Below are 12,465 nucleotides of genomic sequence, written 5' to 3' on the forward strand. Positions count from 1 at the left end.
GTCTCGTGGGCTCGGAGATGTGTATAAGAGACAGACACAGGCGCTACTGGACCTCAAGGTGCTCAAGGTAACACAGGTGCTACCGGGCCTCAGGGTATTCAAGGACCTCAAGGTAACACGGGCGCTACTGGCGCTACCGGACCTCAAGGTGTTCAAGGTAACACGGGCGCTACTGGTGCCACTGGACCTCAGGGCGTTCAAGGTAACACAGGCGCTACTGGTGCCACTGGACCTCAAGGTGTTCAAGGTAACACGGGCGCTACTGGTGCCACTGGACCTCAGGGTAACACAGGCGCTACCGGTGCTACTGGACCTCAAGGTAACACGGGCGCTACTGGCGCTACCGGACCTCAAGGTGTTCAAGGTAACACGGGCGCTACCGGACCTCAAGGTGCTCAAGGTAACACGGGCGCTACTGGCATAGGAGTTACCGGACCTACCGGACCTTCTGGCGGGCCTACTGGACCTACTGGACCTCAGGGGCCTCAAGGTGTCCAAGGTAACACAGGCGCTACCGGACCTCAAGGTGCTCAAGGTAACACGGGTGCTACTGGTGCCACTGGACCTCAAGGTGCTCAAGGTAACACGGGTGCTACTGGTGCTACCGGTGCCACCGGTGCCACTGGACCTCAAGGTGTTCAAGGTAATACAGGTGCTACCGGTGCCACTGGACCTCAAGGTGCTCAAGGTAACACGGGTGCTACTGGACCTCAAGGTGTTCAAGGTAACACAGGTGCTACCGGTGCCACTGGACCTCAAGGTGCTCAAGGTAACACGGGTGCTACTGGACCTCAGGGCGTTCAAGGTAACACAGGTGCTACCGGTGCCACTGGACCTCAGGGTAACACAGGCGCTACCGGACCTCAGGGCGTTCAAGGTAACACAGGCGCTACTGGTGCCACTGGACCTCAGGGTAACACAGGTGCTACCGGTGCCACTGGACCTCAAGGTGTTCAAGGTAACACGGGCGCTACTGGACCTCAAGGTGTTCAAGGACCAACAGGTGCTACCGGCGCCACTGGTATAGGAGCTACTGGACCTACTGGACCTTCTGGTGGACCTACTGGACCTACCGGGCCTACTGGACCTAGCTTCCCTGTAGCAACAATTGTTGTAACAAACAACATTCAACAAACAGTACTACAATTTAATAACTTTATTTTCAGTACTGCAATTAACGTAAACAATATTATCTTTAATGGCACAGATACAGTTACAGTTATCAACGGTGGTATTTATGTCATTAGCGTATCCATCTCTACAACTGCACCAGGATGCGCTCCTCTTGGAGTAGGCATTTCAATAAATGGAGCAGTCGCAACTGATAACTTCTCTTCAAATTTAATAGGCGACTCACTTTCATTCACTACAATCGAAACGTTAAGAGCTGGCGCAAACATTTCTGTCCAATCTACTCTTAACGAGATTACGATCCCTGCAACAGGAAACACTAACATTCGCCTTACTGTATTTAGAATTGCTTAAATTTCACTATGTATTGTTTATAGCAAATAAAAAAAGAGCGAGAAACTCGCTCTTTTTTTGTTATGTACAATAATTCATTACTACTCTAATTCAATTGAAACATTTTTTTGTGGTACAAATGTAGAAATTGCATGTTTATAAATAAGCTGTTGCTTACCCTCTGTTTCCAGTAGGACTGTAAAATTATCAAATCCTTTAATTAATCCACGAAGCTGGAAACCATTTAATAAGTACAGCGTAACAAACGTATTTTCTTTACGGAGTTGATTTAAAAACTGATCTTGAATATTGATTGATTGCTTCATGTCGAATCCTCCTCTTTTTCTCTACTTACTATTATTCGACTTTAGTTGTAACTTTCCTTCTATGTATCGTAAAATTTCTGACGTTTTTTCACCGCCTGTAACATCAAACCACGTGACATCCATCTTATTACGGAACCACGTTAATTGACGCTTTGCATAACGACGTGAATTCGTCTTTAATTGTGATACCGCTTCTTCTAAAGAGACACGATCCTCAAAATAATCATATATCTCTTTATACCCAATCGCTTGAATAGATTGACAATCTCGTATCCCTCTATTATACAATCCTTCTACTTCTTCTAATAACCCTTGGTCCATCATTATATCAACTCGTAAGTTAATGCGATCGTATAGCATTTCTCGATCCATTGTCAAGCCAATCAAGGAAACATCGTATAATAACTCGTTTTCTTGTTTTTCAAGTTGATCACTCATTTTTTCACCCGTCGTGTGGAAAATTTCTAACGCTCTAATGACACGACGTACATTATTTGCATGAATACGCTCAGCACTTTCTGGGTCTACTTCTTGTAATTTCTTATGTACATATTCCACACCACGTTCTAATGCTAACTTTTCCATTTGTTCTCGGTATATAGTATCGCCAGCATCATCCGTAAACTGATAATCGAATAAAACAGATTGTATATACAGACCAGTTCCACCAACGATAATTGGCAATTTACCACGCTCTGTAATCTCTCGAATATGCTTACGAACACGTTCTTGAAATTCGGCAACAGAAAATGATTCTTCTGGATTTTTTATATCGACCATATAATGCGGAATTCCATCCATTTCTTCTTTTGTCACCTTTGCAGTTCCAATATCCATCGTACGATAAATCTGCATGGAATCTCCACTTATAATTTCACCATTCAACGCTTTGGCAAGATCAATACTTAACTTCGTCTTTCCAACAGCAGTTGGTCCAATGATGACAGCAACTTTTTCACGTTGCACTTCTCCCATATCATTCAACTCTCTTTATGTAATGTACTCCATCTATTGATTATATCCAATCTTACCAATTTTAACGGCATGATTGCAAGTTCTTTCATTCCGGTACATGAAATTACAAATAAAAAAGAACATAGTTTGTCCAATTCCGCATATACATGATTAAAAATACCTTCGAGAGGATGAGTTGACTATGAAACAATCCACCATCAATTTTTCATCTTTAACAAAAGACCTTATTTTAGCTACTGCTACAAAAGAACAAAATTGTTCACAAGAAGAATTATATTTCGCCTTAAATTGTTTGCTACGTTCTTTTCATTCTACTCTCCAAGAAACAACATTACATCCAGAAAATAAAAATACAGAGTATATACAAAATCAATTTTGCAGTGCCTATAAAATTATTACAGGTAAAACTATTTATCCTTTTCAATAACCCATAAAAGGCGGTTGCTTACATACTTTCAAGCAACCGCCTTTTATATTAATACATATACACTATTTGATCACTTTCACTTTTACAGATTTGCGCCCCCAGCTATCGGCACTACCATCTGAACCGACTAATACATCAATACGATTTCCTTTAATCGCACCACCAGTATCTCCAGCAATTGCTTCTCCATATCCTTCTACCCATACTTTTGATCCAAGCGGAATTACTTTAGGATCAACAGCAATTACTTTCATATTCGGATTTGCTGTTAAATCATGCCCCATTGCAGTTAATACACGACCACCATACGTACCATTCTCACTTGGATGCGCTGTATACGCTGTCGCTTCTACTGTTATTTCACGTCCACCAGCAGGTGCACTTGTTTCAGTAGATTTCGTAACTTGTTTCGTAGTTGACTGCTGTTTTGCCACAGGTTTACTTGATTCTACATTTTTAACAGACTCTTTGTTCTTAACTACTTTATTATTTTTAACCGGCGTATTTACTCTTACTGGCGCCTCTTCTTGCGTTACAACTTCTTTCTTTTCAATTACAGGTACCGTCCCTGTTAAAAATGGCATGTGAACATATCCCGTTTTTCCATTATAGTCAAATTGTAACCATTCATTTTGAACTTGATTTGTCGTTTCAATTACATCATCTTTATTCAGTTTACCAAGAATTTCAGAGTCAGTATTCGCTCCAGCACGAACATTTAACACGCCCGCCGTTACATAATATGTACTTTTTGTAAATTCAGCACTTACAAACGCTTCTTTACCATTTAATTTAATTTTTGCCCATCCGTTTTCTGTATTTATAACATCTAATTTATTTCCACTTAACATTTTACCTACAAGCTTTGACTCTACAGTTGGGTTTTCTCTAACATTTAATACGTCTGTTGTTACAATCGTTTCTGCTTTCGCAGAACCTGCAAAAATCCCAAGACCAAAAACTGCCGCCGTTGCTATACCTAATAATTTTTTCATGAATAGCCTCCATTTGCTTTGTTTTCGTATTTTCATTATAGCAACAGATTTTTAGGATTTTTAGAAATCACACAATTACAAACCATTCGTAATACACGATTAATGAGTTGTAACATAAATTTCCATATTAATGAATTCCATTTCTAATAGAATCCCCAATAGTTTTCATATATTTTCCACATACTAGCCCAAAATTTTTTCCAGAAAAAATTACAGTATTACTTTTTCGTTACAAAAAAAACATATTTCATTACATCTTTTACCAAAATTCATCATTCTCCAATTATTAATCTCCTTTTTTGTAATAAAAAAGAGCAGCTAATAAAAGCTACTCCTTTTTCATGTGTTATTTAACTTTCTTTTTCCAAATCCCCATCATAAGAGCTGAAATAACTGTCCCTATGAATATCGAGAAAATATATAACACCGGTTTATTTACTAATGCGATAACAAACAATCCACCATGCGGTGCTGGTAACGTAATTTGGAATAACATAGATAATGCACCCGCAACACTTGAACCAACAACACAACTTACTATTACTCGAATCGGATCTGCAGCTGCAAATGGAATCGCACCTTCTGTAATAAACGATGCTCCCATAATATAATTTGTTAAACCAGATTTACGTTCTGCTTCAGTAAATTTTGATTTAAAGAAAGTAGTTGCGAATGCAATCGCTAATGGTGGTACCATACCACCGGCCATAACAGCAGAGTGCACGCCAAAGTTCTGCGCTTCTATTGCAGCAATACCAAATGTAAATGCAGCTTTATTAATTGGACCACCCATATCAATTGCCATCATACCACCTAATATAAGACCTAGTAATATAGCATTTGTACCGTTCAAACCATTTAACCATCCTGTTAACATTTCATTCAATGCTACTACAGGCGGAATTACTACTTTTTGCATAACAACTCCTGTAATCAACAATCCAAAGACCGGATATAACAATACAGGTTTAATTCCTTCTAACTGTGCTGGTAATCCTGAAAACAATTTTTTCAATCCTAAAACAACATACCCAGCTAAGAAACCAGCAATTAATCCCCCTAAAAATCCAGCATTCGCATGTGCAGCTAAAAATCCACCTACAACACCAGGCATGAAACCAGGGCGATCAGCAATAGAACTTGCAATAAATCCAGCTAAAATTGGTACGAGGAATAAAAACGCACCTGTTTTGCCTCCACCAATAGACATTAACAATTCAGCCAATGGTCCTTCTGCTTTTATGCCACCAATCCAAAATGCTAGTGCAATTAAAATTCCTCCACCAACAACGAATGGAAGCATATTACTTACACCGTTCATTAAGTGCTTATAAATTCCTAACCCTTTTTCTTTCTCTGTACTTTCTGTCTTCCCATCTTCCTTTATTCCTTTAAAGATTGGCGCGTCTTGTTTTACAGCTCGATTAAGAAGCGCTTCCGTTTTTCTAATCCCATCAGCGACTGGCACTTGAATGACATGTTTCCCAGCAAAACGGTTCATTTCTACTTGTTTATCTGCCGCAACAATTATAGCCGTTGCGCGTTCAATGTCCTCTTTCGTTAAACCGTTTTTTACACCTGTTGATCCGTTCGTCTCAACTTTAATTGCTATACCTAGCTCTGCTGCTTTTGCTTTCAAGCTATCCGCTGCCATATAGGTGTGAGCGATTCCAGTTGGGCAAGCCGTAACTGCTAGTACGTATGGTTCATTTCCTTCTGGTTTTGCAACTTCAATGTCTTCTTCTTCTTTTTCATTCTCTTTTTCATCAAATAAACGAAGAAGTTCCTCTTCATCCTTTGCTTCTAACAATTGCTTACGAAATCCTTCATCCATTAATAATGTAGATAGGCGCGATAACGTTTCTAAATGAGTATTATTCGCCCCTTCGCTCGCAGCAATCATAAAGAATAAATGCGCTGGCTGTCCGTCAAGCGATTCATAGTTGATACCGCTTACACTTCTACCAAAACAAATCGCTGGTTGCTTAACAGCTTTTGTTTTCGCATGAGGTATTGCAATCCCTTCTCCTATTCCTGTCGTACTTTGTGATTCCCGCTTTAAAATAGCTTCTTTAAATTCAGCTTTACTATTTAAACGATTTGCTCCGTCTAATTTCTCAACTAATTCATCTATGACAGCTTCTTTATTTGAAGCTGTCAAGTTCATAATAACTGTATCCCTTTTTAATAGTTCTGTAATTTTCATATGTTACTTCCCCCTATCGCTTAGTTACAATTACTTGCGACAATAATTCTTCTACTTTTTCTTTTTCACATAAATCAGCTGAAAATGCTGTTGCACTCCCTGTTGCAACGCCATATTGAAATGCCTTTTCAATATCTTTTGTCTGTTCATATTTACCTACAAATCCTGCAACGAGAGAATCTCCGGCCCCAACCGAATTAATTACAACACCTTTTGGAACAGTTGCTTCATATATACCTTCTGCCGTAAATAATAAAGCCCCATCTCCAGCCATTGATACGATAACATGCTCTACACCTTGTTCAACTAATTTTCTTCCAAACGGTAAAACATCTTCTACTGTTGAAATCTCTACTCCGAATAACTCACCAAGTTCATGATGATTAGGCTTTATTAAAAATGGTTTATTTTTAATTACATGCTGCAGCGCACTTCCACTTGCATCGACTACTACGCGAATACCTTTCTCAGCTCCGAGCGCTGCGATTGATTCATAAAAAGTAGTTGAGATAGACGCCGGTACACTCCCAGCTAGTACAACACAATCTCCCTGCCTCATACTTTCGATTTGTTTCATTAATTGTTCAAATTGTTCATTTGTCACATTAGGACCTTGCCCATTTAATTCTGTCTCTTCTTGCCCTTTTATTTTCACATTAATTCGGGAATCACCGTCTACTTGGACGAAGTTTGTTGTTACACCTTCCGCCTGTAATACATCTTTAATAAATCGACCGGTAAATCCACCAGTAAATCCAAGCGCTACATTTTCAACACCTAAACGATGAAGAACACGAGAAACGTTAATGCCTTTCCCTCCAGGAAATTTCATATCTTTCTCTGCTCGATTTACTGCGCCTAAATCGAAGGAATTAACTTGTACTACATAATCAATAGATGGGTTTAAAGTAACTGTATAGATCATTGTTTATCAGCCTCAATTACATTGGTTTGTCTTTTATATTTTTCTAAATCAATTTCTAAATGGTTTGTAATAATATTCGCTTCTTCAACATTGGCAATTTTCGCAAATGCAACTTCTGAGAACTTACTTTCATCAATTAAGAAATATCCTTCGTTCGCAAATGTTAATGCCATTTGTTTTAAAAGTGCCTCTTCTGGATCTGGAGTTGTAAAACCAAGCTGTTCATGTACACCATTTGCTCCTAAGAAACATTTATCAAAACGATACTTCTGCATACTTTCCTGTGCCATAGCACCAATTAAAGCTTTCGTCCTACTTTTCATCATTCCGCCTAGTAAATACGCACGAATATTATTTTCAACTAAAGCTTCAATATGCATAAGTCCATTCGTAACGACAGTAACATCTTTATTTATTAAAAATGGGATCATTTCAAATGTTGTACTTCCTGCATCTAAATAAATGCAATCACCTTGTTCAACAATGCTAGCCGCATAGTTAGCAATTTGTTGTTTTATTTGAATGTTTTTGGATGATTTTTCAACCATCGTTGGCTCTTGTCCTTTTCCTGTTAAAACAGCAGCACCACCATGAACTCTTTTTAATAACCTTTGCTTTTCCAATTGCGCTAAATCACGACGAATTGTTGATTCAGAGCTTTCTGTTCTTTCCACTAATTGCTGTAATTTAACAACCTTCTGCTCTTTTACAAGTTGCAATATCATTTGATGACGTTCAGGAGTTAACATTTTATTCACCTCTTCTTTGATTACAGTATAATGAAAACGATCACAAAAATCAACCATAAACATTCAAAAATAACCAAAACCAGTCACAAACAGTTATAAACAACAAAAAAGAAACCCATTTGATTGTTATATCAAATGGGTTTCTTTGCTTGATTCACTTATAAAGAAGCTTTATATATGCTTAAAACATCGTCTTTATTTAATTTTTTAAAGTTACCAAATTCGCCATAAGCCATTGCTTTATCCGCCATTAAATAAATTTCATTTTCCCCAATAGCGTAATCAGCTAATGTTACCGGCGCCTCAATTGAAGTCCAAAATTGACGTAACGCCTCAATTCCTTCTAACGCAACTTCTCGATCAGTTTTCCCATCTGTTTCTACATGGAATACACGAATAGCGAACTGTTTAAAACGACTTACATTTTCATCTAGAACATGCTTCATCCAGTTCGGGAATAAAATCGCAAGGCCACCCCCGTGTGGTATATCATGAACCGCAGAAACTGCGTGCTCAATATTGTGAGTTGCCCAGTCTCCTTTTACTCCCATCGCTAAAATGCCGTTTAACGCCATAGTACCGCAATATAAAATGGTTTCTCTATGCTCATAATTTTCTAAATCACTTAAAAGCTTAGGAGCGGTTTCAGTTACTGTTTTTAATACAGATTCACAATAACGATCTTGTAGTTCTGTATTTGTTCCTTGGTGGAAATACTGCTCTAATACGTGCGACATAATATCTACCATACCGTAAATTGTTTGGTCTTTCGGTACAGACGCAGTATGGACTGGATCTAAAATTGAAAACTGCGGGAAAGTAACTGGGCTACCCCAGCCATATTTTTCATTCGTTTCCCAGTTTGTAATGACAGAACCAGCATTCATTTCAGAGCCTGTCGCTGCAAGAGTAAGCACCGTACCAAATGGTAACGCCTCACTAGCAAATGCTTTTTTCGTTACAATATCCCATACATCTCCATCATATTTGCTACCAGCAGCAATTGCCTTCGTACAGTCGATCACACTTCCTCCGCCAACTGCTAAAATAAATTCAACACCATTATCTTTACAAATTTGAATTCCTTTCCTTACAGTTGATACACGAGGATTCGGTTCAACGCCTGTCAATTCAAATACTTCTGCATTTATATCTTTTAAAATAGAAATTACATTATCATAAATACCGTTTCTTTTAATACTGCCTCCCCCGTATACGAGAAGAACTTTTTTACCGAACTGTGGAATTTCAGTTTTCAACTGTTCTAACTGCCCTTTACCGAAAATAAGTTTCGTTGGATTACGAAATACAAAATTTTGCATATTCCTTTACCATCCCTTCTATATGAAAAGCAACTATACTTTTGTATACCATATTTTTTTCATTTCACAAAAATATTTGCCTAACAAAAAAATCCCAGCCTACAGGCTGAGATTTTTTATTGGTAATAAGGTGAGATCATTAAGTAAACAATAACACCAGATAAACTTACATATAACCAAATCGGCATTGTCCAACGTACAATTTTACGATGACGTGTTAATTGATTTGTAAAACCAAATACAAGTGCAAACAATGCAAGTGGTACAATAATTGCTGCAAGGATAATATGTGTAATTAAAATAATGAAGTACACATATTTAATGAATCCTTCTCCACCAAAATGTGTTGCCGGCGCCAAGTAATGATACGATAAATAAGAAACACAAAATAGCAACGTCGTTGTAAATGCTGCCAGGATAAAACCGCGGTGCATTTTCACATTTTTCTTAATAATAGAGTATAAAGCTGCTAATAAGAATACGAACGTAAAGCTATTAAAAATTGCATTTAACATTGGTAAAATTGTTACATCAAAATGTACTTCTCCTTCATAGCCAACAGGTCCAAAGAACAAAAATAAAATAATCGCATTTACAATTACAGAAAGCGTTATCACAATAGGAGCATAGCTTTTCTGATTAGTTGATTGATCCACCAAAATGGTCACTCCTCTTCCTTCAAATATGTATACGTAACCTCACTATTTTAACATATTATTCACAGTGTAAATGTGACAATAGTTTGACACAGTAAGACAGAGCATAGAAAAAAATCCTTCTTAATAAAACTTCTTAAGAAGGATTTTATCGCTTTATTATTTAAATAGCAATGTAATTAGTTTTTGTTAAAAAACGTATTGCTATATGCTTGATAAATTTCAGACACTTGATATCCCATTAAAGAAATTGCTGTTAATGAAAAGAAACCAATCATAAGAAATCGAAACCACATATAAATCTCCTCCTTGTATTTAGCTTAAAAAGCAGTCGCTATATTACAAGTTGAATGGCACTCTTCATCGTCACTTTCCTTTTTCTTTACAATTGCTGTTATAAATTGAATCATAAAGAAAATCACAAAAGGAAATTGTTCGTAATTTACCTTGGCATAGTTTGGCAACGGCTCGCGCTGCACATCGAACGGAGATGAGAAGGAATAGAACATACCTTGCTCTTCCATATATACAATTACAATTTTCATACAAAACATTATTCCTAGAAATGAAACAATATCTTGCCATTCTGTCGTATATAACAAGTTATACAGCTCTAGTACGTACTCTTCCATCGTCATCCCCCCTTCCTTTTTTACCATTTTGCTCGCCTTCATATAAAAAGTCAAGAAAAAAGTTTATATTCACTATGACAATAGTAATTACTTGTTTCTATGATTATATATGATTCTTTTATAGCAATGATTGGGTGTAACTCTCTTCTAAAACAAGAAATTAGAATCGAACAGATTCCTCATTCTTGCTTTTAGGATTCAATAATGTACTATTTTTATTTCTATTAAAAATAAAATAAGAAATTATTATAAGAACAGTAACAAGCATTGTTAAAAGCGCTTGTGAACGTAAAGATTCAATTGCGAGCATGGCAACTAAAACTGCTATAATCGCAGTAATTGTTACATATGTTACATATGGAAAAAGCCACATTTTGACTTTCAAATTTTGTTGTTCCGCTTTCCCCATTTTTTTACGTATCTTGAAATGTGAAACCGCTATAACGAGATAAACGAGTAACGCAATCCCGCCAGATGCATTCACTAAAAATAAAAATACTTTATCTGGAGATATGTAACTAAAAACAACTCCAATGTAAGCAAAGAAAGTTCCAAATAAAACCGCCCGAACTGGAACACCACTACTATTCAATTTCAAAAATGCCTTTGGCGCGTCTCCTCTTTCTGCCATTGAAAAAAGCATTCTTGAGTTCGTATATAAACCCGAATTTAAACAAGAAAGTACAGCTGTTAAAACGATAAAGTTCATAATTTGTGCTGCCGCTGGTATCCCTATATGTTCCAGCACCGCCACAAACGGGCTTTTTAGTATGTTCGCTGAATTCCACGGAAGGAGTGTAACAACTACAGCGATCGATCCAATAAAAAATACGAGAATACGCCAAATTACACTATTTGTTGCTGTTTTTACTGCTTTTACAGGTTCGGCAGACTCTCCAGCGGCTACTGCGACAATCTCTGATCCCATAAATGAAAATATAACGACGGTAATTCCAAGTAGCACCGAACTTATACCATTTGGCATAAATCCTCCTTGCCCTACTAAATTCGAAGTGCCAGGTGCTTCCGTTCCTGGTACAAATCCTAAAATAACAGCGAGTCCAAGACAAAGGAACAAAACAATACTTATTACTTTAATAAATGAAAACCAATATTCAAACTCTCCAAATGATTTCACCGAAAAAACATTCGTCAATGTTAATAAAATCGTTAATATTAAGCTTAATAACCAGAGCGGGATTTCTGGAATCCAATATTGAATAATACCAGCACCTGCTGTAGCTTCTATCGCAATAACAATTACCCAGAAAAACCAATATAGCCACCCAATTGTATAACCGGCCCATGGACCAATTGCTTCTCTTGCATATGTTGCAAATGAACCACTTGTCGGGTTAATAGCTGCCATTTCCCCTAGCATTCTCATAACGAAAATGACTAGAAGTCCTGCTAATGCATATGAAACGATAGAACCTGGTCCGGCTGAATGCACAACCGCACCGCTTCCAACAAACAAACCAGCTCCTATTACGCCACCAATGGAAATCATTGTAATGTGGCGTATTTTGAGGTCTTTCTTAAGATTTTTATCCAACTCTTGTACATCCCCTTCCAAACTTAATTTTGAAATTTACCCCGCATTAACGGGCAGTAAGACCCCCACCTCAAAATTCAGCGGAAGCAAAGAAGTTAGGTGGGAATCTACTGCCCGTAAAAGCCCGATTGGTGAGGGCTGATAATCAGCGGGGATGAACAAAGCCCCACTGATTAAAGTTTCACTTTATGTAAGAGTATTATGCGAAAAATCTTGTCCTATACTTTAAAATA

11 protein-coding genes and 1 pseudogene are annotated in these 12,465 nt (G+C 37.7%); 2 read left to right on the forward strand and 10 right to left on the reverse strand.

All coding sequences use genetic code 11. The features are described 5' to 3' along the window. Positions 1 to 57 precede the first annotated feature (57 nt). Positions 58 to 1,485 (forward strand): annotated as a pseudogene (locus JDS82_RS30010) (Gly-Xaa-Xaa repeat protein); the annotation flags it as partial. An 80-nt stretch (positions 1,486 to 1,565) separates the two neighbouring features. Here the strand turns inward: JDS82_RS30010 and hfq are convergent. Continuing rightward, a complete protein-coding gene (gene hfq / locus JDS82_RS00010) occupies positions 1,566 to 1,790 on the reverse strand; it encodes an RNA chaperone Hfq (RefSeq protein ID WP_000813896.1) in 225 nt (74 codons plus the stop codon). A 21-nt stretch (positions 1,791 to 1,811) separates the two neighbouring features. Then, on the reverse strand, positions 1,812 to 2,765 hold the full coding sequence (gene miaA, locus JDS82_RS00015; RefSeq protein WP_000504945.1) for a tRNA (adenosine(37)-N6)-dimethylallyltransferase MiaA: 954 nt from the start codon (positions 2,763 to 2,765) through the stop codon (positions 1,812 to 1,814). A gap of 181 nt (positions 2,766 to 2,946) precedes the next feature. On the opposite strand from miaA, the gene JDS82_RS00020 reads away from it, so the two are divergent. After that, positions 2,947 to 3,192 carry a hypothetical protein gene (locus tag JDS82_RS00020; protein ID WP_000814419.1) on the forward strand — a complete coding sequence of 82 codons (246 nt, stop codon included), beginning with the start codon at positions 2,947 to 2,949 and terminating at the stop codon, positions 3,190 to 3,192. Positions 3,193 to 3,254: 62 nt separating this feature from the next. Here the strand turns inward: JDS82_RS00020 and entD are convergent, their stop codons facing one another. The 8 genes from entD to gabP all read right to left on the reverse strand — a co-directional run bounded on the left by entD (position 3,255) and on the right by gabP (position 12,232). Then, entirely contained in the window at positions 3,255 to 4,187 is a 933-nt protein-coding gene (gene entD / locus JDS82_RS00025) for a cell wall-binding protein EntD (protein ID WP_000734618.1), read from the reverse strand. A gap of 346 nt (positions 4,188 to 4,533) precedes the next feature. Continuing rightward, positions 4,534 to 6,393: a PTS fructose transporter subunit IIABC gene (locus JDS82_RS00030; RefSeq protein ID WP_199712479.1), complete on the reverse strand. Its 1,860-nt coding sequence runs from the start codon at positions 6,391 to 6,393 to the stop codon at positions 4,534 to 4,536. A gap of 13 nt (positions 6,394 to 6,406) precedes the next feature. Further along, a complete protein-coding gene (gene pfkB, locus JDS82_RS00035) occupies positions 6,407 to 7,318 on the reverse strand; it encodes a 1-phosphofructokinase (RefSeq protein ID WP_002087960.1) in 912 nt (303 codons plus the stop codon). Next, the gene (locus tag JDS82_RS00040) at positions 7,315 to 8,067 is read right to left on the reverse strand and encodes a DeoR/GlpR family DNA-binding transcription regulator (RefSeq protein WP_000957284.1); all 753 of its coding nucleotides are present in this window, start codon (positions 8,065 to 8,067) and stop codon (positions 7,315 to 7,317) included. The genes pfkB and JDS82_RS00040 overlap by 4 nt, the downstream gene beginning before the upstream one ends. Before the next feature lie 158 nt (positions 8,068 to 8,225). Next, positions 8,226 to 9,389 (reverse strand): iron-containing alcohol dehydrogenase, encoded by a 1,164-nt coding sequence (locus JDS82_RS00045; RefSeq protein WP_199712480.1) that lies wholly within the window; start codon positions 9,387 to 9,389, stop codon positions 8,226 to 8,228. A gap of 116 nt (positions 9,390 to 9,505) precedes the next feature. Further along, positions 9,506 to 10,048 (reverse strand): DUF420 domain-containing protein, encoded by a 543-nt coding sequence (locus tag JDS82_RS00050; protein ID WP_000228316.1) that lies wholly within the window; start codon positions 10,046 to 10,048, stop codon positions 9,506 to 9,508. A 317-nt stretch (positions 10,049 to 10,365) separates the two neighbouring features. Further along, positions 10,366 to 10,704, reverse strand: a complete 339-nt coding sequence (locus tag JDS82_RS00055) for a hypothetical protein (RefSeq protein ID WP_074651352.1) — start codon at positions 10,702 to 10,704, stop codon at positions 10,366 to 10,368. A 133-nt stretch (positions 10,705 to 10,837) separates the two neighbouring features. Then, positions 10,838 to 12,232, reverse strand: a complete 1,395-nt coding sequence (gene gabP / locus JDS82_RS00060; RefSeq protein ID WP_000360103.1) for a GABA permease — start codon at positions 12,230 to 12,232, stop codon at positions 10,838 to 10,840. Positions 12,233 to 12,465 lie beyond the last annotated feature (233 nt).

This window comes from Bacillus cereus group sp. N14 (genome assembly GCF_016483555.1).
In the GTDB taxonomy this organism is placed as follows: Bacteria; Bacillota; Bacilli; order Bacillales; family Bacillaceae_G; genus Bacillus_A; species Bacillus_A wiedmannii.

What these genes read in the sequence shown, in the direction of transcription:
- pfkB (WP_002087960.1), bottom strand. Translation starts at nt 7,318, where the DNA reads ATGATCTATACAGTTACTTTAAACCCATCTATTGATTATGTAGTACAA.
- JDS82_RS00020 (WP_000814419.1), top strand. Translation starts at nt 2,947, where the DNA reads ATGAAACAATCCACCATCAATTTTTCATCTTTAACAAAAGACCTTATT.
- entD (WP_000734618.1), bottom strand. Translation starts at nt 4,187, where the DNA reads ATGAAAAAATTATTAGGTATAGCAACGGCGGCAGTTTTTGGTCTTGGG.
- miaA (WP_000504945.1), bottom strand. Translation starts at nt 2,765, where the DNA reads ATGGGAGAAGTGCAACGTGAAAAAGTTGCTGTCATCATTGGACCAACT.
- JDS82_RS00055 (WP_074651352.1), bottom strand. Translation starts at nt 10,704, where the DNA reads ATGGTAAAAAAGGAAGGGGGGATGACGATGGAAGAGTACGTACTAGAG.
- hfq (WP_000813896.1), bottom strand. Translation starts at nt 1,790, where the DNA reads ATGAAGCAATCAATCAATATTCAAGATCAGTTTTTAAATCAACTCCGT.
- JDS82_RS00045 (WP_199712480.1), bottom strand. Translation starts at nt 9,389, where the DNA reads ATGCAAAATTTTGTATTTCGTAATCCAACGAAACTTATTTTCGGTAAA.
- JDS82_RS00040 (WP_000957284.1), bottom strand. Translation starts at nt 8,067, where the DNA reads ATGTTAACTCCTGAACGTCATCAAATGATATTGCAACTTGTAAAAGAG.
- JDS82_RS00030 (WP_199712479.1), bottom strand. Translation starts at nt 6,393, where the DNA reads ATGAAAATTACAGAACTATTAAAAAGGGATACAGTTATTATGAACTTG.